Annotated in this window: 23 protein-coding genes; 5 read left to right on the plus strand and 18 right to left on the minus strand. The window is 64.1% G+C overall.

What is annotated here, in order from left to right:
* Positions 1-223: 223 nt before the first annotated feature.
* From D0B32_RS09180 to D0B32_RS09190, 3 genes are all read left to right on the plus strand, one after another.
* The gene (locus D0B32_RS09180) at positions 224-514 is read left to right on the plus strand and encodes a PsiF family protein (protein WP_117333653.1); all 291 of its coding nucleotides are present in this window, start codon (positions 224-226) and stop codon (positions 512-514) included.
* Positions 515-716: 202 nt separating this feature from the next.
* Entirely contained in the window at positions 717-1,163 is a 447-nt protein-coding gene (locus D0B32_RS09185) for a hypothetical protein (protein WP_117333654.1), read from the plus strand.
* A gap of 411 nt (positions 1,164-1,574) precedes the next feature.
* Positions 1,575-2,162 carry a YSC84-related protein gene (locus D0B32_RS09190; protein ID WP_117333655.1) on the plus strand — a complete coding sequence of 196 codons (588 nt, stop codon included), beginning with the start codon at positions 1,575-1,577 and terminating at the stop codon, positions 2,160-2,162.
* Positions 2,163-2,412: 250 nt separating this feature from the next.
* Here D0B32_RS09190 and D0B32_RS09195 read toward each other — a convergent pair whose 3' ends face one another.
* From D0B32_RS09195 to mltG, 10 genes are all read right to left on the minus strand, one after another.
* On the minus strand, positions 2,413-3,501 hold the full coding sequence (locus D0B32_RS09195; RefSeq protein ID WP_117333656.1) for a glycosyltransferase family 4 protein: 1,089 nt from the start codon (positions 3,499-3,501) through the stop codon (positions 2,413-2,415).
* Positions 3,502-3,814: 313 nt separating this feature from the next.
* Complete coding sequence (locus tag D0B32_RS09200) at positions 3,815-4,996, minus strand: AAA family ATPase (RefSeq protein WP_117333657.1); 1,182 nt, start codon at positions 4,994-4,996, stop codon at positions 3,815-3,817.
* A gap of 154 nt (positions 4,997-5,150) precedes the next feature.
* Positions 5,151-6,563, minus strand: coding sequence for an alpha,alpha-trehalose-phosphate synthase (UDP-forming) (gene otsA / locus D0B32_RS09205; protein WP_117333658.1), 1,413 nt, complete (start codon positions 6,561-6,563; stop codon positions 5,151-5,153).
* A 71-nt stretch (positions 6,564-6,634) separates the two neighbouring features.
* The gene (locus tag D0B32_RS09210) at positions 6,635-6,991 is read right to left on the minus strand and encodes a Rap1a/Tai family immunity protein (RefSeq protein WP_117333659.1); all 357 of its coding nucleotides are present in this window, start codon (positions 6,989-6,991) and stop codon (positions 6,635-6,637) included.
* Positions 6,992-7,127: 136 nt separating this feature from the next.
* Positions 7,128-7,793: an ankyrin repeat domain-containing protein gene (locus D0B32_RS09215; protein WP_117334147.1), complete on the minus strand. Its 666-nt coding sequence runs from the start codon at positions 7,791-7,793 to the stop codon at positions 7,128-7,130.
* Positions 7,794-8,028: 235 nt separating this feature from the next.
* Positions 8,029-8,829, minus strand: coding sequence for a TatD family hydrolase (locus D0B32_RS09220; RefSeq protein WP_117333660.1), 801 nt, complete (start codon positions 8,827-8,829; stop codon positions 8,029-8,031).
* A 157-nt stretch (positions 8,830-8,986) separates the two neighbouring features.
* Positions 8,987-9,496: a GNAT family N-acetyltransferase gene (locus tag D0B32_RS09225; protein WP_117333661.1), complete on the minus strand. Its 510-nt coding sequence runs from the start codon at positions 9,494-9,496 to the stop codon at positions 8,987-8,989.
* Between the two features lie 152 nt (positions 9,497-9,648).
* Positions 9,649-10,683: a DNA polymerase III subunit delta' gene (locus tag D0B32_RS09230; protein ID WP_117333662.1), complete on the minus strand. Its 1,035-nt coding sequence runs from the start codon at positions 10,681-10,683 to the stop codon at positions 9,649-9,651.
* A 130-nt stretch (positions 10,684-10,813) separates the two neighbouring features.
* Positions 10,814-11,434 (minus strand): dTMP kinase, encoded by a 621-nt coding sequence (tmk, locus tag D0B32_RS09235; RefSeq protein WP_117333663.1) that lies wholly within the window; start codon positions 11,432-11,434, stop codon positions 10,814-10,816.
* Entirely contained in the window at positions 11,434-12,444 is a 1,011-nt protein-coding gene (gene mltG / locus D0B32_RS09240) for an endolytic transglycosylase MltG (protein WP_117333664.1), read from the minus strand. The genes tmk and mltG overlap by 1 nt, the downstream gene beginning before the upstream one ends.
* A 77-nt stretch (positions 12,445-12,521) precedes the next feature.
* Here mltG and D0B32_RS09245 point away from each other — a divergent pair, with 77 nt between their 5' ends.
* A complete protein-coding gene (locus D0B32_RS09245) occupies positions 12,522-13,574 on the plus strand; it encodes a folate-binding protein YgfZ (protein ID WP_117333665.1) in 1,053 nt (350 codons plus the stop codon).
* A 60-nt stretch (positions 13,575-13,634) separates the two neighbouring features.
* Positions 13,635-14,495, plus strand: coding sequence for an NRDE family protein (locus tag D0B32_RS09250; protein WP_117333666.1), 861 nt, complete (start codon positions 13,635-13,637; stop codon positions 14,493-14,495).
* A 48-nt stretch (positions 14,496-14,543) separates the two neighbouring features.
* Here the strand turns inward: D0B32_RS09250 and D0B32_RS09255 are convergent, their stop codons facing one another.
* The 8 genes from D0B32_RS09255 to D0B32_RS09290 form a co-directional block, all read right to left on the minus strand.
* A complete protein-coding gene (locus D0B32_RS09255) occupies positions 14,544-15,506 on the minus strand; it encodes an alpha/beta hydrolase (RefSeq protein ID WP_117334148.1) in 963 nt (320 codons plus the stop codon).
* A gap of 89 nt (positions 15,507-15,595) precedes the next feature.
* Complete coding sequence (locus D0B32_RS09260) at positions 15,596-16,471, minus strand: SDR family oxidoreductase (protein WP_117333667.1); 876 nt, start codon at positions 16,469-16,471, stop codon at positions 15,596-15,598.
* 92 nt (positions 16,472-16,563) lie between these two features.
* Complete coding sequence (locus D0B32_RS09265; protein WP_117334149.1) at positions 16,564-17,562, minus strand: NADP-dependent oxidoreductase; 999 nt, start codon at positions 17,560-17,562, stop codon at positions 16,564-16,566.
* A 116-nt stretch (positions 17,563-17,678) separates the two neighbouring features.
* Positions 17,679-18,131, minus strand: a complete 453-nt coding sequence (locus D0B32_RS09270) for a PaaI family thioesterase (RefSeq protein ID WP_117334150.1) — start codon at positions 18,129-18,131, stop codon at positions 17,679-17,681.
* Positions 18,132-18,257: 126 nt separating this feature from the next.
* Positions 18,258-18,560 (minus strand): Dabb family protein, encoded by a 303-nt coding sequence (locus D0B32_RS09275; RefSeq protein WP_181969787.1) that lies wholly within the window; start codon positions 18,558-18,560, stop codon positions 18,258-18,260.
* 278 nt (positions 18,561-18,838) lie between these two features.
* The gene (locus tag D0B32_RS09280; RefSeq protein ID WP_117333668.1) at positions 18,839-19,636 is read right to left on the minus strand and encodes a BPSS1780 family membrane protein; all 798 of its coding nucleotides are present in this window, start codon (positions 19,634-19,636) and stop codon (positions 18,839-18,841) included.
* A 119-nt stretch (positions 19,637-19,755) separates the two neighbouring features.
* Positions 19,756-20,925 (minus strand): DUF1700 domain-containing protein, encoded by a 1,170-nt coding sequence (locus tag D0B32_RS09285; RefSeq protein WP_117333669.1) that lies wholly within the window; start codon positions 20,923-20,925, stop codon positions 19,756-19,758.
* A complete protein-coding gene (locus D0B32_RS09290; protein WP_117333670.1) occupies positions 20,922-21,263 on the minus strand; it encodes a PadR family transcriptional regulator in 342 nt (113 codons plus the stop codon). Before D0B32_RS09290 ends, D0B32_RS09285 begins: the two co-directional genes overlap by 4 nt.
* Between the last annotated feature and the right edge of the window lie 23 nt (positions 21,264-21,286).

The following is a 21,286-nucleotide window of genomic DNA, read 5'->3' on the forward strand; positions in this document are numbered from 1 at the left end:
CGCATAACGCGGGCGGGGGCATTCAGTCATACGACACAAACCCGCGCAGTGCCCAAGGAAGACCCGGCGAAATCTCGGGGAAACCCCGCCCCGCCGGCTGTCAACCGGCTGACAACGTGGTCCGTTTTGACATACAGTCTGGCCATAATCGTGCCGGCGACAGAGGCTGCGACGCCTGGTTGTACCACGTCCAACAACAGTTTCACCACCGATGGAGTGTCCCATGAAGATCCAATCCGCAATCGCTGCCGTCGTCCTCGGCGCTGTACTGGCCACCCCCGCGTTCGCTGACAATAGCCAGCAGTCGAAGATGACCGTCTGTAACAAGCAGGCCGGCGACAAGAAAGGCGACGACCGCAAGGCCTTCATGAAGTCGTGTCTGTCGAGCGCGCAGCCGGACGCGAAGCCGATGACCCAGCAGGAAAAGATGAAGGCGTGCAACGTCCAGGCCGGTGACAAGAAGGGCGACGATCGCAAGGCCTTCATGAAGACCTGCCTCAGCAACAAGAGCTAAAGCCGTCCGTTGTCGAATGCCGGCGGATCGTCGATCCGCCGCTCTCTCCCGCCGTTGCGCCCTTCTCCCCAGCTTTCACGTCCATTCGCCCGAAGCGCCGGTTTTCTTCTATGATGGCTGCGGAGACGGCCCATTACAAAAAATGCTGCCCATCGGGCCGCCATCTTGTCGTTGATGCCTTGGGCATCGAACGGAGGCAAGGATGGTATGGAGACACAAGAACCGCTGGTTCAGGCGGTGGCTGGTCGTCATCGTCTTTTGGGCGGTGCCGGTCGCGATCGTCGCCGTGCGCGAGATCCAGGAGGAGATGGCCTACAACGCCGTCGACCTGGACCGCTCACTGACCACGTGGAACTTGACTGACGCGCAACGCGCCGCGGGTGCCGCCGCGCGCTGCCACGGCGACCCCGACGAGGCGCGCGCCGCCGGCTGCCCGGCCGACGTGCTGAGTGCCAACGCCCCCCGCCAGCAGGAAGCCCGCGACGAATACGCGTTGCGCCGCACCACGCTGTTCGCCTATCTGTGGCACGCCTTCGTCGGCTACTGGATCGTGCCGGCCGCCGTGCTGTTTCTGATCGGCGCGCTGATTGGCGGAGTTCGCCGGGCACTGCGCCGTCCGCCGCCCGTCAAGAGCACGCCGAACCAGTGACGAGGCGCACCACCCTGGCGGACGCTGCGACTCGTGAGTGTTGCGTTCACGCCATCAATCGACGCCCTCGAACACACTTTCACGTTTATTACGTCGGGGACGTCGATGCGTCGAATCGGTAAAAACAACTCAATTTCGGGCACCTCTGAGTGGGCTTGAACGCTAGTGAAAAACCGGGGCGCCACCGGCAACAGGGTTGAAAAAAGCATGTCCGGGCGCTGTCGCGAAGCACTTTGCGTTCGGTCAATATTACTCATCACGAACCTTGCGGTTCGCCGCAAACCCCCGTCCCACAAGGGTTTTCGGCAACTTGGCGAACACACGTTGTGAGTCTGCGTGTGATATAACTGAGCACGCAACCCGGCTAAGCACACGAGAGGTTGCGCCCAGGAACCATGATGGAGAAAAACGATGCAAAGACGAAACTTCATGCTGAAGACTACCGCTGCTCTCGCTTTCGGAGGACTCGTACTCGCTGGCTGCACCACGTCGTCTGGTACCCCGGATAACGCCGCGACCAATATGTCGAAGCGGCAGTCGATCGACGCGAGCGTCGACGGCACGATGTCGCGCCTCTTCCAGACGGTGCCCGGGTCGCGTGAGCTCGTGTCGAAGGCGCGTGGCGTGCTGGTGTTCCCGTCGGTCATTCAGGCTGGCCTGATCGTGGGCGGCCAGTATGGCGAAGGCTCGCTGAAGGTGGGCGGCAGCACGGTGGGCTACTACAGCACGGTGTCGGGCTCGTTCGGGCTGCAGGCCGGCGCGCAGTCGAAGGCGATCATCTTCCTGTTCATGACACAGGACGCGCTCGACAAATTCCGCAATACGGATGGCTGGTCGGCCGGCGGCGACGCTTCGGTCGCCCTCGTGAAGATGGGCGCCAATGGCGCGATCGACACCACCACGGCCACCGCGCCGGTGGAAGTGTTCGTGATGACCAACGCCGGCCTGATGGGCGACATCTCCATCAATGGCACCAAGGTCTCGCGTCTGAAGATCTAACTGCGAGCCCGCGTCGATGCAGGCTGGCGCGGTCAGGCCAGCGGCATTGGCGCAAGCATTGGGTTAGATGTTGGCGCAGACGGTCAGGCATCGGTCCTGGGCCTCGCGGCGAGAGGCTCGACATCAGGAACTGGATGTTTCCGCGGCTAGCTCTGTCCTCACGATCAGGCTTGCCGGTTAGCTGGAAACAGAAACGGCAGTGCGCCATGCACTGCCGTTTTTTTTGCGCTCGCCCGCTCACATGGCGGCGTCAGCGCGGCGTCGTGGTCGTGGTGGTGGTGGCCGTATCAATCACCTTGAAGCGCGAGCGCTTCTGCGCGCGGATCACTGACTGATAGGCGTCCACGTACTGCTGCGCCATGCGGTGCGAGGTAAAGCGTTCCTCGAAGCGTCGGCGCACGCCCGCACGCGGCACCCTGTGCAGCCGGTTCACGGCTGCCACGGCGCCGATCTCGTCCTCGACGATGAAGCCCGTCACGCCGTCTTCCAGCACCTCCGGCACCGCGCCGCGATTAAAGGCGATCACCGGCGTGCCACATGCCATCGCCTCGATCATCACGAGGCCGAACGGTTCCGGCCAGTCGATCGGGAACAGCAGCGCATGTGCGCCCGAGAGAAATTCAGCCTTCTGGTCATCGGCAATCTCGCCAATGAATTCGACATACGGCAAATCCAGCAACGGCCGGATGTCGCGCTCGAAGTATTCGCGGTCGGCCTCGTCGACCTTCGCCGCGATCCGGATGGGCAAGCCGCAGCGCCCCGCGATGCGAATTGCCGTATCCACGCGTTTTTCCGGCGAGATACGCCCGAGAAAGGCGAGGTAACGTTGCTCCACCGGCTGCGGCGTGTACAGCTTCTCCGGTAGCCCGTGATACACGGTAGTGAGCCAGCGCGCCTGCGGCAGCGGCTGACGCTGCGAGTTGGAAATGGAGATCACCGGCGCCGTGTTGAACGTGTCGAACACGGGCTGCTGTTCCGGCAGATCGAGCCGTCCGTGCAGGGTCGTGACGAACGGCGTGTCCTGCCGTTTGAAGACCGAGAACGAGTAGTAGTCCATGTGAAAGTGCAGCACGTCGAACGATTCCGCCTGGCGGCGTACCAGTTCCATCAGCAGCATGTGCGGAGCGATCCGGTCGCGAATGCCTGGGTCGAGGCGCAGCGCGCGTGGCCACACGGCTTCGAGCTTCGCGCTCGTGATGGAATCGCCGCTGGCAAACAGCGTGACGTCGTGGCCGAGTTCGACCAGCGCCTCCGTGATATACGACACGACGCGCTCCGTCCCGCCGTACAGCTTGGGCGGCACCGATTCGGTCAAAGGGGCGATCTGGGCAATTCTCATCGTATGTCTCCGTGAACCTGACGCGTGGGCCGTTCCACTACGTGCGCCAGCGCCGGGCGCCGCGCAAACCCCGTGTATGAATGGCGCCCGAGTATGCCAGCGCCCCTGCCGCGAAGCAACGCGGCGGCTGCGCAATCAGCGTGGCGCCTTGTGCGGCATCAGCTTACGCAGCTTCCTTGAGTTTGATTATTGCGGATTACCCGTCGCGAAGCCCGATACCTTTCATTTGCTCTACGCTGTTACAGTCAGGAAACATCCGTGCGCAAGCGGTTACCTGGCGCTGCGGCGCAGCATTCGGGGGTGCCGCCCCAACTCACCGTGATGGCCATTTCCACGCGGGCATGTCGAGTTCATCCACGCCGACGATGCGCGTCGCGCCCAACTCCTTTTCCAGCACGATGGACTGGCTGTCGCGCTCGCGCTCCAGCGCCGCGATCAGACGCGCCGCGTGCGACACCACCAGCACCTGCGAATGGGCCGAAGCCGCTGCAATCAGGCGCGCCAGCGCCGCCAGCAGATCGGGATGCAAACTCGTTTCCGGTTCGTTCAACACCAGCAGCGCGGGCGGCCGCGGCGTCAACAGGGCCGCCACCAGCAGCAGATAGCGCAGCGTGCCGTCGGATAGCTCCGCCGCCTTGAGCGGCCTCAGCAGCCCATGCTGATACATCACGACTTCGAAGCGGCCATCCAGATTGGTGATCTCGATGCGCGAGCCAGGAAAGGCGTCGTCGATGGCCGCATCGAGCGCGGCGGGATCGCCGATTTCGCGGATGGTCTGCAAGGCGGCGGCGAGATCCGCGCCGTCGTTGCTCAGCACCGGTGTATGCGTGCCGATCTGCGGTTGCCGCACGGGCGAGTCGCTGTCGGTGCGGAAATGGTCGTAGAAGCGCCACGAGCGAATCGTCTCGCGCACCGCGATCATCTCCGGCGCGGTGCGCGGGTCGGAGAACTCGGTCATCATGCTGTCGAAACTGGCCACCGGCTGCGCGATGGTCTGCCATTCGCCGCTGTCGTCACGCGTGCGCATCGATGCGCCCTGACGGTCCACCAGCAGCGCCGAGGGACGCAGCAGCGGGCCGTTCCAGATGCACTCGCGCTTGATGATGGGGTCGAGGGAGAACTTCGTGCGCTTGTCAGCAGGACGCAAATCCGGCGCGGGCAGGCCGAGGTCGATTGCATAACCGAATTCATCGCCCGCGAAGCCGAGGCGCAGGCTCACGGGCTCGCTGCGGCGCGTGCCCTGCACCGGATCTTCGCCCGTCAGCATGCCGCGCGAAAAGCGCTCGGGGCCGGCCCATAAGGTCGACGGCAGACCGCCCTCGCGGGCCAGCGACGGTATCACCCCGCCGCGCGCGGTTTCCGCCAGCAGCCGCAGCGCGCGATACACATTGGACTTGCCGCTGCCGTTAGGCCCCGTGACGAGATTGAGGCGGCCAAGCGGCGCGATGAAGTCGCGCAAAGACCGATAGTGGGCGATGGCGAGCGTCGTCAGCATTGAGTAGTCCCTGGCGCTTCGTTCCGCGCTTTCCACGGCGTTGCCCGCAAGGCGATAGCGCGTGCTGTAACCGGCGCGGCGCGTCTTACTTGTGCCACCAAACGCATCATTCCCTGCCTCGTTTCCTGCATCACCTCGACCATCCCTTCACCCCTCACGCCCTTCCCGTTTTGCGCACCGGCACGCTGCGCAAATCATGCAGGAACGTGTCTCGCCATACGCCGAGATCGTTCTTGCGCAGCGCCTCCATGTTGATCTCATGCCGTCGCTGCCGCGCTTCGAGAGGCATGGACAGCGCGCGCTGCAAGGCCTCGCACATCCCCACCGCGTCATGCGGATTCACCAGCAGCGCGCCGCTCAGTTCCGCCGCCGCGCCGGCGAAGATGGACAGAACCAGCACGCCGGGATCGTCCGGATTCTGCGCAGCCACGTACTCCTTGGCAACCAGGTTCATGCCATCGTGCAACGGCGTGACGAAGCCGATCTGCGACTCGCGAAACAGCGACATCAGCTTCCAGCGGTCGTAGCGCTGGTTCAGATAGCGGATCGGCGTGTAGTCGAGGCCCGAATAGCGGCCGTTGATTCGCCCTGCTTCATATTCGAGGTCCTGACGAATCTGCTGATAGGTCGCGACATCCGAACGCGTGGGCGGCGCAATCTGCACCAGCGTGACGTTGCCGCGCCACTCCGGCGAGCGCTCCAGCAGATGTTCGAAGGCACGAAACCGTTCCACCAGCCCCTTCGAATAGTCTAGCCGGTCCACGCTCATGATCAGCTTGCGGCCCTCCAGACTTTGCTTCAGGTCAAGCACGTGCTGACGGCTTTCGTAGCGCTCGGCCTGCTCGGCGATCTCATCCGGAAACACGCCGATGCGGTACACGCCCGTGCGCAGCTTGCGGCCGAACGCTTCCGCTTCGCTCTTGCCGTCGCCGGTGGTGGAGACGCGGCCGCGCGCGTGGCGCACCAGGTAGTCGTGGAAAGCGAGTTCGTCGGTGGCAGTCTGAAAACCCAGCAGGTCGTAGCAGCACAGCGACTTCACCAGTTCTTCGTGCGGCGGGATGTTGAGCAGGATCTGCGGAGCGGGAAACGGAATATGCAGGAAGAAGCCGATGCGATTCGTCACGCCTTCCGCGCGTAGACTTTCGGCAAAGGGGATGAGGTGATAGTCGTGTACCCAGATCACATCATCGGGTTCGAGCAGTTTGATGAGACGATGCGCGAGCCACGCATTGACGCGCCGGTAGCCGGCGTACTCCTCGCGCTCGTAGCGCGCGAGATCATTGCGGTAATGGAACACCGGCCACAGCGTGGCGTTCGAAAAGCCGCGGTAGTACTGGTCGTAGTCCTTGCGCGTGAGGCCAACGGTGGCGAAGGTCACCGCGCCGTCCTGCTCCAGCGTGGGGCCGGCATTGGCCACGGTCTCGCTGACCACGTCGCCGCTCCAGCCAAACCACACGCCACCCGCGTCCTTCAGCGCGCCGAACACGCCAACGGCGAGGCCGCCCGCCGATCCTTTGGTTTCGGTCGGCGTTGCGACCCGATTCGACACGACGACCAAGCGGCCCATGACTGCTGCCCTCCTCGCTGTGGATGACGCCTGCTGCTCGATGGCCGGCCTGCGTCCAGCGTCAAGCCAGCCTAGTCACTACTGCGGCACGGAAAGGCTTTGCCGAGACCCAGCGAGATCGCCGTGCTGGCGTTGTAGCCGGCGGCGTTCGGCGTTTCCGCGATGTACTTGCGCACCGCGTCCGTCAGTTGTTGCGAGCGGGCGTCGGGCGGCAGGCAAAAATATTGACCCACACGCGGACCGGTCGTTCCGCCAATTGCGTCAATGGTGTTGTAGATGCCGTCCGCCGCGCCTTCTATGTACGCCCCGCATGCGCTTCGTGAGGCCACGTCTGTTTTCTCGCACAGCTTGTTGAGGTCGCCCGCCGTGAACGCGGCTGCCGTGAGCGGTACGGCGAGTGCGCTGGCGCAAATCAAAACCCGCAGCATGGTGATCCTTCCAGGTAATTATCGAGCGGTCTGATGCCGCATGGAAACGGCGCATCCCGAAGTGCGCCGTGACCGTTATTCTGCACTGTTTTACGGTGTGCGCGGCACACCGTCTGGCTTACTTCTGCGGCTGTTTTTACTTCTGCGGCTGTTGTTGCGATTGTTGCGGCTGTTGCTGCGATTGTTGCATTCTGGCCGTCAAACCTTCGACCACATCGGGCGCCTTGTAGTGTTTGGCGAAGTCGAGCGCGTTCAGGCCGATCTGGTTTTTCACGTTCAGGTCCGCGCCGTTGTCGAGCAGCAGCTTGACCGTGGACACATGGTTGCCACGCGCGGCCATCATCAGCGGCGTGGTGCCGTTGGGTGAGCCGGCATCCACATAGGCCGAATGATCGAGCAGCAGCTTGACCACATCATCGTGACCGTTGGCTGCGGCGTAGTGCAGCGGCGCCCAGCCCTTCTTGTTGACCTCGGCGTCCTTCGAGATCAGCAACTGCACCATCGGCACGTCGCCGTTCAGCGCGGCCAGCATCATGGCGTTTTCGCCGGCCTTGTCTTCGATCTCGATGTTGGTCTTCGGATTGGCCACCAATGCGGCCGCCACCTGCTCCGATTTCTCGCGCGCCGCGAGCACCAGCAACGGCATGCCCTGGTCGTCGGTCATGTTGGGGTCCATGCCGTTCGCGAGCTGCTTGTTCACTTCCTTGATGTCGTCGAACTTGACGGCCTTGATCATGGTGTCGGCCGGGGTGGCGTGCGCGGGCACTGCCACCAGCGCTGCGCAGGCGAAACCGCTCGCCATTGCCACACGGGTCAAGCTGCGGCGCAGCGCCGAACGTCCACGAGCCGCTTGCGCGAGGAACGATACCGCGGAGGAAAACAGCGAAAACGCCGCGAAAGCCGCCCGGGCGTGCTCGTGGGTCGAATCGAGAGGTGAATCGAGGGGTGAATCAAACTGTGAAGCGTGCGTCAGTTCATTGCTCATAATTGGCTTTAGGAATCGTCCCTATCCTGTTGATTATACTCAGTATCAACATTCACACGCCAGCGGGCGCGGGAATCTTGAAGAGCCGGAAGAAGTTCGCGGTGGTGGCCGCGGCCAGCGCCGCATCCGGCATCTCGCGTTGTTGCGCGATGAAGCGTCCGACATAACTTACGTACGCAGGTTCATTCGGCTTGCCCCGATACGGCACCGGCGCCAGATACGGCGAATCGGTTTCGATCAGCAAACGCTCGAGCGGCACGCGCCGCGCGACGTCCTGAACCTCGGTCGCGCTCTTGAACGTGACGATACCCGATAGCGAAATGTAAAAATTCTGCGCGAGTGCCTGTTCGGCGATGGCCCACGGCTCGGTGAAGCAGTGCATCACACCGCCGGGTCCGCTGGCTCCACCGGCCCGCTCCTCGGCCATGATCCGCAAAGTGTCTTCCGACGACGAGCGGGTGTGGATGATGAGCGGTTTGCCAGTGGCATGCGCCGCGCGGATGTGGGTGCGAAAGCGCTCGCGCTGCCATTCCATGTCCGCAATGGTGCGGCCTTCCAGACGGTAGTAGTCAAGGCCGGTCTCGCCGATGGCGACCACCTTGGGGTGTTCGGCCAGCTCGACCAGTTCGGCCACGCTCGGCTCCTGCGCGTCCTCGTGGTCCGGATGCACGCCCACGGACGCATACACGTTGTCGTACGCCTCGGCCACGGCCAGCACCGAGGGCAAGCTTTCGAGGTCCACGGACACGCACAGCGCATGCGTGACCGAATGGCTGCGCATGTTCTTGATCACCTGTGGCAGGCGGTCGCCGAGGCCTTCGAAATTGATGTGGCAGTGAGAATCGACAAACATGGTGATGTCCTGCAATGAATCGGATGAGGGTTCGAGGTGGTTATGCAAGCCTGCGTGTCCGAAGGCGCGTTGCCTGTTTCAGCGCACCACGCTCAATGCCTTGCGCTGTGCCTTTCAGCATGGATTTCAGCGCGTGTTCCAGCTACCAGCCCGGCTTTTACGCGCGCGCGGTGTCGAGCCGCAAGCCCAGAATGACCAGGTCACGCTCGATGCCGTCCAGCACCGCCACGCGCGGCAAGGTCCCCCAGGCGGTAAAGCCGAAGTGACGGAAGAGCCGCATGCTCGCTTCATTGTGGCCGAAAACAAAGCCCAATACCGTGTCGATGCCGAGTCCCGGCGCAGCCGCCAGCGCAGCGGTCAGCAGTTGCTTGCCGAGCCCCTTGCCGCGCGCGCGCTCGTCCAGATAGATGCTCACTTCGGCAGTGCGCAGATAGGCCGGGCGTCCATAGAAATCGGAAAAGCTCAGCCACGCGATCACCTGGCCGGCGTCTTCCACCACCCACAGCGGGCGCTTGTGCGGCCCATGCGCGTGAAACCAGGCAAGGCGGCTTTCGACGCTCACCGGCTCCAGGTCGGCGGTCACGAGGCGCGACGGCACCGTGGAGTTATAGATGGCGACGATGGCAGGCAGGTCGTCGAGGGTAGCGTCGCGGTACGAAAGGCTCATGGTGTTCTGTGGATCAAACGTGAATGACGAAGGCAAAGGTGTACGAGCGGTTCAAACGGGCTGCGGGTGCTGGTGGCCGCGAGTGGCCCTGAGTGGCCACCAGCGGTTGCGAGCGGTTAAAGGCAGTCGCGAAGACCAGCTACGCAATCCTCTCACCCAAACAGCGCGCGATAACCAATAAACAGTTCTTCAAAGACGAGCCGGGCGTTGAGCGGATGATTTTCGACCGCCCGCTGGCGCGTCACTGTCTTGATGAAGCGGGCAAAGGCACTGGCATCGGCCTCCCCAGCGCAGCGGGCCAGCGCACTCGCGGCCTGCGGAAAGTAGCGCGGCGTGCCGGCCGTGCGTTGCGCGAGCAGATCGTACAGCCAGCGCTGCAACCAGCCCAGCACGAGCGGCACGGGCAGTTTTTGCAGCGTCTCGGCGCACGCAAAGGCGTCGCAGTTCGCACCGGCGGCGAGTTGCTTGAGGGTCCAGTCACGCAGCGCGCGGTTGTCGTCGCTGGCGAGCGCAAGTGCGGCGAGCGGCGCGCCGCCTGCTTCGGCGAGCAGTGCCGGCGCCTCGGCCACGCCTTGCGCGGTGAGCCAGGCGGTGGCGACGTCCGCCGCCGGTGCCGTCATCGGCCATTGGCGGCAGCGGCTGATGATGGTGGGCAACAGCCGGTCGATGCGAGCCGACACCAGCAGGAACACCACACCCGCGGGCGGCTCCTCGAGGGTCTTCAGCAAGGCGTTGGCCGCGGCGACATTGAGCGCCTCGGCCGGCGCCAGCACGACCACCCGCGCACCACCACGGTGCGAGCCGACGCCGCAGAAATCCAGCAGCGCCCGCACCTGTTCGATCTTGATTTCCTTGCTGGGGGTTTTGGTCTTCTTGCCCTCGTCGGCGTCAGCCTTGTCCGCCTTTTCGTCGGCAGCCGTGTTCAGGCCCGCTTCGGCCGCGAGCGCCTCGGGCACCACGATCCGGTAATCCGGATGATTGCCCTGCACGAACCAGGTACAGGCCGCGCAGGCGCCGCACGGCTCGCCGTTGTCGCGCTGTGCCTCGCACAGCAGCCCTTGCGCGAGGTGCTGCGCAAAGCGCAGTTTGCCGATGCCCGCCTGCCCATGCAGCAGCAACGCATGCGGCCAGTGCGCGCGCAACTGTTGCAGACGGTTCCAGTCATCGGCTTGCCACGGATAAATCATTGTTTGTCTTTTAAATCAATGGATTGAAGGCGATCTTTAAAGCACTCTATGCGATTTGCCGAGACTCTTGACCCAAGCCACGCAAGCGCCGCTGCAAAGCGTCATGAGCCGCGCTTATATTTCTTGAAAATCATAACGTTGAGATCAAATCCTCAAGTCGTTTCTGAATTTCGGGGATGCTCTGCGAAGAGTCAATGATAACGAACCGGTACGGCGCCTCTTCCGCCCGGCGCAGATATTCGGCGCGCGTGCGGGTGAAAAATGCATCCGACTCGCTCTCGAAGCGGTCCGGTTCACGGGTCGCGCTGCGCCGCTCGCTCGCCGTGTCCGGCGGGATGTCGAACAGCAGCGTCAGATCCGGCTGGAAACCGCCCTGCACCCAGCGCTCCAGCGCTTCGAGCTTGTCGCGCGGCAAGCCGCGGCCGCCGCCCTGGTAGGCGAAGGTGGCATCGGTGAAGCGGTCCGAGAGCACCCAGTCGCCCCGCGCGAGCGCCGGCTCGATCACTTCGGCCAGATGCTCGCGGCGCGCGGCGAACATCAGCAGCGCCTCGGTTTCGAGATCCATCTTCTGATGCAGGAGGATTTCGCGCAGCGACTCGCCGAGACCCGTGCCGCCCGGCTCGCGCGTCATGACGACCGAGCGGCCGCCCGCGGCGATGTGTTGTTCGAGGCGCTCGCGAAACCACGCGAGATGGGTGGTCTTGCCCGCGCCGTCAATGCCTTCGAACGTGATGAATTTGCCCCGCGCCATCATTGTCCTCGGATGTATTTGTCGACGGCCTTGTTGTGATCGCCGAGCGTGTCAGAAAAAATGCTGCTGCCGTCGCCGCGCGACACGAAGTACAGCGCGGTGCTTTGGGCTGGATTGAGCGCCGCCTGCAGCGACGCCACCCCCGGTAGTGAGATCGGCGTTGGCGGCAAGCCCATCCGGGTATAGGTATTGTAGGGAGTGTCCGCCAGCAGATCGCGCTTGCGCAGATGCCCCGTATAGCCGTCGCCCATGCCGTAGATTACGGTGGGATCGGTTTGCAGCGGCATGCCCACGCGCAGCCGGTTGGCGAACACGGCGGCCACCATCGGCCGGTCCGAAGGCTTGCCGGTTTCCTTTTCGATGATCGAAGCCATCGTCAACGCGTCATACGGTGTCTTGTACGGCAGACCCGGCGCACGCCCGAGCCACGCCTCGTCGAGCCGCTCGCGCATCAGATGATAGGCGCGGCGATACACGTCGAGGTCGCTGGTGTTCTTGTCGAACAGGTACGTGTCCGGGAAGAACAGCCCTTCGCCGTTGCCGATCGAAGCCTCCGGCGCGCCGATCGCGCTCAGCACGTCGGCGTCGCTCATCCCCGCCGTGTCGTGCTTGAGCGCGGGGTTGGCATCCAGCTCCGCGCGCATGTGTTTGAAGGTCCAGCCTTCGATGATGGTCGCCACGTATTCGTTGACGTCGCCGCGCGCGAGCTTCTGCAACACCTCGTAAGGCGTCACGCCGCTCTTGAATTCGTAGTTGCCGGACTTGAGCTGGCTTTGCAGGCCGAGCAGGCGCGTCATGATGACGAACAGTTCCGCTTCGACCGGCACGCCGCCGCGATTCAGTTGCAGGGTGACGCTGCGCAGGCTGCTATGGGGTTTGACGGTGACGTCGAGTTGCGGCGGGCTCAGATCGAGCGGGGCGTTGGCCCAGTGATATCCACCAGCAATAGCAGCTCCGGCCAGCGCCACGACAACGGTGCCGGCAATGAGACATTTCTTCAGAAGGGACATGGAAACATGCGTGTGTTGAAGTCCATATAATACTTGTTTGCCCTAGCTAAAGTCAGAATTGACTGCTCTGTGAATCCATGACTGCACCGCTCGCATCTGCTTCCGGCCCTGCCGCCGCTGCCGCACCGGCCACGCTCCCTCTGCTGGCGCGTCCCGCGCGCGAGGAATTCGACGCTGTCAGCGGGTCCGGCGCGTACATGTTGCTCACGCAGTTCGGCGTGATCGACGCGAACGGCGACGACGCGGCCAGCTTCCTGCACGGCCAGCTCACCAACGACACCCAGCATCTGGATGCGGCCAGCGCACGCCTGTCGGGCTACTGTTCGCCCAAGGGGCGTCTGCTGGCGTCGTTTCTGAGCTGGCGCAGCGGCGAGACGATCCGCCTGCTGTTGTCGAAAGACGTGCAGGCCGCTGTGCAGAAGCGCCTCTCCATGTTCGTGCTGCGCGCCAAGGCGAAGCTCACGGACGCGAGCAGCGAGCTGGCGGTCGTGGGGCTGGCCGGTGACGTGCGCAAGGCGCTCTCGGGCGTGTTCGATGCACTGCCCGACGGCGTGCATGTGAAGGTGGACGCGCCGGCGGGTTCGCTGATCCGCGTACCGGATGCGCTCGGCAAGCTGCGCTATCTGTGGATCGGGCCGAAGGCAGAAGTCGAAGCACGTCTGCCGCAACTGGATGGCAAGCTCGCGCGCGTGTCGGCGGCGGTGTGGGACTGGCTAGACATTCGGGCCGGCGAGCCGCGCATCACCCAGCCGGTGGTCGAGCAGTTCGTCCCGCAGATGGTCAACTTCGACGTGCTGGGTGGCGTGAATTTCCGCAAGGGCTGCTATCCGGGGCAAGAGGTCGTGGCGCGCAGCCAGTATCGCGGCACCATCAAGCGGCGCGCCTCGCTTGCCAACGTGGCCGGTGAACTGGACACCGTGAAGGCCGGCGCGGAACTGTTCCACTCCGATGATCCGGGGCAGCCTTGCGGCATGGTGGTCAATGCGGCCTCAGCGCCGGAAGGCGGCGTGGACGTGCTGGTCGAGGTGAAGCTCGCGGCGCTGACCAGTGGCTCGATTCACCTGGGCGCAGCCGACGGACCGGCCCTGACCTTCCTGCCGCTGCCGTACGCGCTGCCGGCCGAGGTCTGATTCACGAGCGGCCGTGCGCCGCTCTCCCTGCTGCATGCCGCCCCGGGAGATTGCCCCTCGATGTGTCTGATCGTTTTCGACTGGCGGCCCGACGCGCTCGACGCTCCGCTCTTCACGCTGGCCGCCAATCGCGACGAATTCTTCCGCCGCACGGCCGAGCCGATGCACTGGTGGTCCGACGCGCCGGGTGTGCTGGCCGGACGCGATCTGGTGGGCGGCGGCGCGTGGCTCGGCATGACGCGCGGCGGCCGTTTCGCCGCGCTGACGAACTACCGCGCGCCGCACGAGATGCGTGCCGATGCGCCGACCCGTGGCACGCTGGTGAGCAACTGGCTGACAGGTGCGCTCTCCACACCGGATGTGCCACTCGATTCGCCGCTGGCTTATCTCGAGCGGGTGGCGCGCGATGGCGCGATCTACAACGGCTTCAATCTGTTGATCGGCGACTGGTCGCGCCGTGAACTCGCCTGGTACTGCAACCGGTCGTCCGCTGCACCGACGCTGCTCGAAAGCGGCACGCACGGCATCTCCAATGCGGTGCTCGACACGGCCTGGCCCAAGCTCGTGCGCAAGCGCGCCGAGTTGCGCGCACTGCTCGAAGGCGACGCCCTTGCGCCGCTCGAAAGCCTCGTTGACCTGATGCGCGACCCGCGCCTTGCGCGCGACGATGAGTTGCCATCCACCGGAATTCCGCTGGAACGCGAGCGGGTGTTGTCGGCGGCGTTTATCGAATCGCCGGAGTACGGCACGCGCGGCACGACTGCGTTGCGCGTGCTGGCCGGTGGCAAAGATGAGTCCGACGCCGCGGGCAGCGCGACCCTGCGCGCGTCGGTGCTCGAACGCAGCGATGACAACGGCTCGCATCGCGTGGTGCGGCCGGGCAATTTCGAGCGCAGCTTCGCGTTCAAGATCGAAGGCTGAGCGGCGAGCGTTTGCTGCGAGCGCCTTCAGCGCTGCGCACTCTTGCGGTCACTCCATCCCGAACGCCACGCGCAAGGCCCTTGCCGCGTCGGCGTGGGCCTTCGCGACATCCGGCACGAAGCCGCCCATCTTGAAGAACTCGTGGATCATGCCCGCGTAGCAGGTGAACGTAACCTCGTTGCCCGCCGCGCGCAGTTTCTGCGCGTACGCCTCGCCCTCGTCGCTGAGCGGATCGTATTGCGCGGTCGCAATCCACGCGGGTGCGACGCCCGCAAAATCCGGCGCGCCACGCGTGCCGTCGAGCGGCGCGAAACGCCAGTCCTCGCGATCATCGGCATTGCGCAGATATTGCTCGAAGAACCACTGGATGGTTTGCCCCGACAGCAGATACCCCTCGGCGAGCCTCGCATGCGACGCGCTCTCTTGATAGCGGCTCACGCCAGGATAGATCAGCATCTGCAAAGCGAGCCTGGGCAAGCCGGCGTCGCGCGCCAGCACCGCGCAGACCGTCGCCAGCGTGCCGCCTGCACTGTCGCCGCCTAGCGCGATGCGCGCGGCGTCGACGCCGTACAACGAGGCATTCGCGTGCAGCCACGCGAGGGCGTCGAAGGCATCGTCGACGGCAGTGGGAAAGCGATGTTCCGGCGCGAGACGGTAATCGACGGACAGCACGACGCATTGTCCATCGCGCGCGAACATCCGGCACAACGCGTCGTGCGTCGCAACGCTGCCCACCGTGAAGCCGCCGCCGTGGTAGTAGATCAGCGCGGGCGCCGGTTCTGCCCAGCTCGGCTCGGCCGGCTGATACATCCGCACGCGGATGGTCGAGCCGTCGCGCGTGGGTACGGTGAGATCTTCGACGGCGAACATCGGCGCCGACGCAATCTCGAGAATCGGCGCGCTGCGCTCGTACGACGCGCGCGCCTGCTGCGCGGTGAGGGTGTGATACGGCGGACGGTTGGCCCGCTCGATCAACTCGAGCACCTGCTCGATTTTCGGATTCAGCGGCATCATGCTTCGGGCGGCGTCACAGCGCCGTGCGTGGATGATTGAGCGCCGTATGATGCCACGGACTCAGGCCGTGGCATGACGGCACGCACTCATGCCTTCGTCTCCGCTTTCACCTCCGGCTTGAGCGAGAGCGGATCCGTTGGATTACGTTGCAGTTCGATATCCTCATTACGCAGATGCACGGTGGGCAGGATGGCGGGATGCGTGAGGATATAAAAGCGCCCTGCTTCGATCGCCTCGAAGGTTTTCTGCGCCACGTCCGCGGCGCTCAGCTTGCCCGACTGCACGGCGCGCTGCAATTGCTTGCCGGCAGCCAGTTGCGAGCGGGTCGGCGCAGCGTCGTTGCGCAAGCTGCCGGGACGTGCACGCTCGGCATCGGCGATGCCAGTCGGCACAAAGGCCGGACACAGCAGCGAACAGCCCACCGGCGCGCCCACGCTTTGCAGGTCGTGATAAAGCGTCTCCGTGAGCGACACCACCGCATGCTTCGACGCGTTATAGACCCCCATCGCGGGAGGCGACAACAGCCCCGCCACGGATGCCGTATTGACGATGTGCGCCGGTTCGTTCTGGCGCAGCATGATCGGCGTGAAGACCCGCACGCCGTGCGCGACGCCCATCACGTTGACGCCGAACACCCACGCCCAGTCGTTCGCGCTGCTTTCCCACAGCAGGCCGCCCGAGCCGACGCCGGCGTTATTGAACAACAGGTGGATCTTGCCGAAGGCGTCGAGGGCCGCGTGCGCGAGGGCCTCGACCTGACTGGCATCGGAGACGTCGGTGGGGACGCCGATCGCATCGGCGCCGGTCGCGCGCAAAGCCTCGACGGTTTGCGCGAGCGCGCTGGCATCGACATCGGCCAGCACCAGCTTCATGCCGAGCGCCGCGCCCCTGTCTGCGAAAGCGCGGCCAAATCCGCTCGCCGCGCCGGTGGTCACCGCCACTTTGCCTTCAAACTGGAACATCGAGTGTCTCCGCTGATTGATTGTTTTGGGTGATGCGTGAAATCAGGAATCCGCTTCGTCACGCGGGCGCGCGCTTCGCGCGCCCAACGCCATCAAATCAGCTTGACCAGTTGCTTGCCGAAGTTCTTGCCCTTGAGCAAGCCGATAAACGCTTGCGGCGCCTGCTCGATGCCTTCCGCGACACTCTCGCGGTAGTGCAACTGCTTCTGCGCGACCAGCGTGCCAAGTTCAGTCAGCGCTTCGGGCCACACGTCCGGATGTTCGCTGACGATAAAGCCCTGCACCAATAGACGCTGCGTCAGCAGCAACGCAGGATGCTTGAGCGGCAACGGTTGACCGTCGTAGCTCGCGATCATGCCGCACAGCGCGATGCGACCAAACGCGTTCATCCGCGCGAGCGTCACGTCGAGCACTTCGCCGCCGACATTCTCGAAGTAGCCATCCACGCCATCCGGCGTCACCGCCTTCAGGTCTTGATAGAGATTGCCGGCCTTGTAGTCGACGCACGCATCGAAGCCGAGATGTTCGACCACGTAACGGCATTTGTCCGCGCCGCCGGCGATGCCGACTGCCCGCGCGCCTGCGCGCTTCGCCAGTTGGCCGACCACACCGCCTACCGCGCCGCTCGCCGCGCTCACCACGACGGTCTCACCGGCGCGCGGCGCGATGATCTTGTTCAAACCGTACCAGCCGGTGACGCCCGGCATGCCCACCGCGCCCAGATACGCCGAGAGCGGAATATGCGTCGCGTCGACCTTGCGGACACCAGCGCCATCGGACGTGCCGAACTCCTGCCAGCCGAACATGGCGACCACCTTGTCGCCTACCGCGAATTTCGGATGCTTCGATTCGACCACTTCACCGACCGTCCCGCCAATCATCACCTGATCGAGCGGCTGCGGCGCCGCGTACGACTTGCTGTCGTTCATGCGACCACGCATGTACGGGTCCAGCGACATATAGTGATTGCGCACGCGGAAGTGTCCGTCGGCGAGCGGTTCGAGCGGCGCTTCCACGAGCCTGAAATTGCTGGGCGAAGCCGCGCCTTCAGGACGTGAAGCCAGTACCCATTGCCGGTTGATCTGAGTCATGTTGAGCGTCTCCATTGTTTGATCTGCATCTGTGTTGGGGGTCCGGGTCAGACCCAGGTGCGCGACGTGCCCCACATGCATGGCGTGCGTGCCGGGCGCACGTCGCGTCCTGCACTTCAGCCGTCGCTTGGACCGGGTTTCGCGGACGGGTCGCTGCGCAGGCGCTGTTGCGTCACCTCGCGGCCCACGGCCAGACGACGCATGTACTTGAAGGTGCCGAGCGCCTTGGCCACGAAGTGGCCCTCGCTGTCGCGGATCTCGCCTTCGCAGTAGGCCATTGTCGTGGAGCGGTGCAGCACGCGCGCGGTGGCGCGCAACTCGCCGCGACCGGGCTGCATGAAGTTCACCTTCATCTCCACCGTGACGACACCCACACCATCGCCCGCCAGGCTGCGAGCCGCCATGGCGAGCGCGACGTCGGCTAGCGTCATCGTGACACCGCCGTGCGCGACAGCCCAGGTGTTCATGTGATTCGCGGCGAGCGGCAGCACGACTTCGCTGGCGCCGTCGGCCGCGGAAACGAGGTGCACGCCGAGATTGTCGACGAACGGGCTTTCGAGGACCGGCAGCGCATTGGTGGCGGCTGCGCGTTCGGTGCGCTCAGTGCGGTCCGCGGGTTCGCTCTGCGCCATGGCGGACGGGTCCGCAGCGGGCGCGCCGGGGCGCCCTTTCAGCGAATTACTCATCGACGTGCTTCAGGCGAAATAATCGACGCACTGGCGAGCTTCACGTACCGCGCCGACGAATACCTTGAGCTTTTCGTGGGTGGGATGAACCTGGTAGGCGTCGAGGGCTGCCTTGTCGGCGAAGTCGGAGACGAGCACGACGTCATAGTTGGATTCGAGGCCTTCGCCGGCCAGACCGACATCCATACTCAGAATGCCCGGCACGATGTCGCGGCACGCTTCGAGCATCGCTTTCATCTTCACGGCGTTTTCGGCGCGGCTCGCGCCCTCGGCCGTTTCCTTCAACTTCCACATCACAATGTGTCGAATCACAGTCTTCACCTTCGTTGGGTTGTGCAGGCCTTTACGATAACCGATCACCGCTGCTTTTGCCTTGCGGCGCTGCGCGGCCGCACGCGGCAATCGTCACGATGATCGCGCTGGCGACGCGGCATGCGTGCTGCCATGCCAGCGTAGCCACGATGATAAACCCGTCAACCCTGCGGCCGAAGTACAAGCCACGAAGTTCGTCTGTTGCGACTACATGAAACCTGTTCCCTGTTCAGGCCAATTCAGCTTGCCAATTCAGCAGGCCAACCCCGCAGGCCAGTTCAGCGCCCGATGAACACATCGCGATACGCGCCGTAGAGCGACAGCAGCGGCACGGCGGTCAGGACCGGCGTCAGCACGAGAGCGCGCAGAGCGAGCGGCACCATCGGCGCGAGCAGCACGGCCACCGTGACGATCACGAAGTAGACCAGCGTGGCCGGCCAGTTGCGTGCGGCACCGCTCAGGCTTTCGAGCATCGCGTCATGAGGAGTCATGTCGTGCAGCATCACGAGCGCCGGAGCGAAGCATGCCGAGGCGATCGCGACAGCGAAGATCGACGCGCCGAGCAGCGATTCCAGTACGCCGCGCACGCCCTGCTCCCCGCCGTAGACAATGGAAACGAAGTGCTGGCCGCTTGCCGTGACGGAAGATTGCAGCGACACATGGAAGGTCGCCAGTAACACCACATAGCCGATCGCGACGATCGCCGCGCCATACAGTCCGATCACGCACAGCGCGTTGCTGCGCCGTCCGAGTGTGGCCAACAGTTCGCGCAGCGACACCGTTTCGCCCTTGCTGGCGGCATCCTGCGCGACCATCAGGGCACCCACTACCACCGGAGCGAGCAGCACGGCGAGCGGCCGCAGCAATGGCAGCATGCCGAACAGCGTCGCGCAATCGGCGCTGATCAACAGCACGCTCAGCCACAGCACGGGCTGCTGGGCGAGCGCACGGCAGCCGCTCGCGAGCCATTCGACGATATGCAGCGGATTGACTTCCCTGCCACCGGCAAACGGCAATACCGGCACTTGATGGAGACGGCTTCCCTTGGAAACGTCGCGCAGATATTCGGTGTTCATGATGAGATCCTTAGCAATAGCGAAAGTGAGGTTCTTACTGCCGGGCTGTTCGGTGCTGCAATGTTCGGTGCTGCAATGTTCGGTGCTGCGTGTTCGGTGCTACAGACACGTTGTTTTTCTCAGGACGTCTGCCCGCGGTCGAGGCTCGCGGAGATGACGTCGAACTGCCGTTTCACGTAACGCGACACCGCGCGCCAGGTCACGCGGGTCAACCAGATGCACAGCAGGAGGCCAATCACGCCAACCGGGAACATCACAACGGCGTAGGTGTATTCGCTCTTCGATGCCTTGACGTGGATCACATCGCGGCCATCGTCGATATTCACGCCGCTGCTGCCGATGTCCACCGAGTCCGTGCCGCTATGCACCGTCATGTGTTTCGAGTGGCCGTTGCCGTCCTGTTCCACCTTGACGTTGTCGCCGTCGTCGCTCGATACGTCCCACACCATCGAGCCGTCCTTGCCGGAACGCGACACGGACACGCGGTTGTCGTCGTCATCCTTCAGGTCGAGCGCCACCACGTCGTCGCGGGCGATGCTCCACGTGCCGTCGCTGTTTTTCGTCAGCATGTGGCGCGCGTCCTCGGAGGTGCTCTCGAACTTGAGCTTGCCGTCCTCGTTCTTGGACATTTCGATGGCGCCCGAACGCGTCACCAGCGAAAGCTTGCTGCCTTCCTGCAGATCGAACACGAAGCGGTTGCCGACGATCTTCAGGTCTTTCAGATTGCCCGGTGCGTCGTCGCTGTCGTTGTCGTCATCGTCGTTTGCGGCCTGTGCGGTGGATGCCCCCGCTGCCGCACTTGCCGATGCGCCGCTTGCCGCCACCTGCGGACGCTTTTCCGACTCGCTGCTGCTGAAACTGAACGGCAACGCATCACGCGCGGTCTTGCCGAAAAAGTGATGGCTGCTCAACGCGATCACGCCGACCAGTCCTGCGATGGTGAGCGCGCTCGATACGACGTAGCCGATGGTCAGCAGCATCAGGTAGATCATGAACGGCACCAGCAGCAGCACGTTCAGGAGACCAAGGCCCGAGATCGACACGATCACGCGGATCAGGTTGCCCACCGAGCGGCGGTCCTGCCACTGACGGTAATTCGCCTGCGCCTTCAGTTCGCGGGCCAGCTTGACCGGGTCGCCCAGCGCGGCGATCACGTCTTCCTCACGACGCCCGGCGGCCAGGCCGTCGCCGATGTACTCGTGATAGTCCGCAATGATTTCATCGACCGCCTGCTTCGGCAGACTGCTCAGCTCCCGGCGCAGCGTCTCAATGAATACGTCCTGCTTCATGGGTTGTCCCCTGTTTCTGTTTTGTTGCCGGGTTGCTGCAGCACGCCGTTGACTTCGTCCACGAAACTGCGCCACTCGTCTTCCATTTCAAGCAAGCTGCGGCGGCCCTGGCCGGTCAGCGAGTAATACTTGCGCGGCGGCCCGGAGTTCGATTCCACCAGGTACGTCGAGACCCAGGCTTCGGCCTGCAGACGACGCATCAGCGGGTAAATCGTCCCTTCGCTGATTTCCATCGTTTCCGCCAGCGTCGATACCAGCTCGTAGGCGTAGCTGTCCCCGCGAGCGAGGACGGCCAGCACACACATGTCGAGCGTTCCTTTTTTTAACTGCGTTTTCATCTAAGTCCACGGTTGTAGTGTGC

Origin of the sequence: Paraburkholderia sp. DHOC27 (genome assembly GCF_003429005.1) — a bacterium.
GTDB lineage: Bacteria > Pseudomonadota > Gammaproteobacteria > Burkholderiales > Burkholderiaceae > Paraburkholderia.

Bases quoted from the DNA above. Each gene is read 5' to 3' on its own strand.
- D0B32_RS09185 (WP_117333654.1), top strand. From the start codon at position 717: ATGGTATGGAGACACAAGAACCGCTGGTTCAGGCGGTGGCTGGTCGTC.
- D0B32_RS09180 (WP_117333653.1), top strand. From the start codon at position 224: ATGAAGATCCAATCCGCAATCGCTGCCGTCGTCCTCGGCGCTGTACTG.
- otsA (WP_117333658.1), bottom strand. From the start codon at position 6,563: ATGGGCCGCTTGGTCGTCGTGTCGAATCGGGTCGCAACGCCGACCGAA.
- D0B32_RS09200 (WP_117333657.1), bottom strand. From the start codon at position 4,996: ATGCTGACGACGCTCGCCATCGCCCACTATCGGTCTTTGCGCGACTTC.
- D0B32_RS09260 (WP_117333667.1), bottom strand. From the start codon at position 16,471: ATGTTCCAGTTTGAAGGCAAAGTGGCGGTGACCACCGGCGCGGCGAGC.
- D0B32_RS09285 (WP_117333669.1), bottom strand. From the start codon at position 20,925: ATGAAGCAGGACGTATTCATTGAGACGCTGCGCCGGGAGCTGAGCAGT.
- D0B32_RS09280 (WP_117333668.1), bottom strand. From the start codon at position 19,636: ATGAACACCGAATATCTGCGCGACGTTTCCAAGGGAAGCCGTCTCCAT.
- D0B32_RS09210 (WP_117333659.1), bottom strand. From the start codon at position 6,991: ATGCTGCGGGTTTTGATTTGCGCCAGCGCACTCGCCGTACCGCTCACG.
- D0B32_RS09195 (WP_117333656.1), bottom strand. From the start codon at position 3,501: ATGAGAATTGCCCAGATCGCCCCTTTGACCGAATCGGTGCCGCCCAAG.
- D0B32_RS09220 (WP_117333660.1), bottom strand. From the start codon at position 8,829: ATGTTTGTCGATTCTCACTGCCACATCAATTTCGAAGGCCTCGGCGAC.
- tmk (WP_117333663.1), bottom strand. From the start codon at position 11,434: ATGGCGCGGGGCAAATTCATCACGTTCGAAGGCATTGACGGCGCGGGC.
- D0B32_RS09230 (WP_117333662.1), bottom strand. From the start codon at position 10,683: ATGATTTATCCGTGGCAAGCCGATGACTGGAACCGTCTGCAACAGTTG.
- D0B32_RS09215 (WP_117334147.1), bottom strand. From the start codon at position 7,793: ATGGCGAGCGGTTTCGCCTGCGCAGCGCTGGTGGCAGTGCCCGCGCAC.
- D0B32_RS09290 (WP_117333670.1), bottom strand. From the start codon at position 21,263: ATGAAAACGCAGTTAAAAAAAGGAACGCTCGACATGTGTGTGCTGGCC.
- D0B32_RS09250 (WP_117333666.1), top strand. From the start codon at position 13,635: ATGTGTCTGATCGTTTTCGACTGGCGGCCCGACGCGCTCGACGCTCCG.
- mltG (WP_117333664.1), bottom strand. From the start codon at position 12,444: ATGTCCCTTCTGAAGAAATGTCTCATTGCCGGCACCGTTGTCGTGGCG.
- D0B32_RS09190 (WP_117333655.1), top strand. From the start codon at position 1,575: ATGCAAAGACGAAACTTCATGCTGAAGACTACCGCTGCTCTCGCTTTC.
- D0B32_RS09225 (WP_117333661.1), bottom strand. From the start codon at position 9,496: ATGAGCCTTTCGTACCGCGACGCTACCCTCGACGACCTGCCTGCCATC.
- D0B32_RS09245 (WP_117333665.1), top strand. From the start codon at position 12,522: ATGACTGCACCGCTCGCATCTGCTTCCGGCCCTGCCGCCGCTGCCGCA.
- D0B32_RS09265 (WP_117334149.1), bottom strand. From the start codon at position 17,562: ATGACTCAGATCAACCGGCAATGGGTACTGGCTTCACGTCCTGAAGGC.
- D0B32_RS09255 (WP_117334148.1), bottom strand. From the start codon at position 15,506: ATGCCGCTGAATCCGAAAATCGAGCAGGTGCTCGAGTTGATCGAGCGG.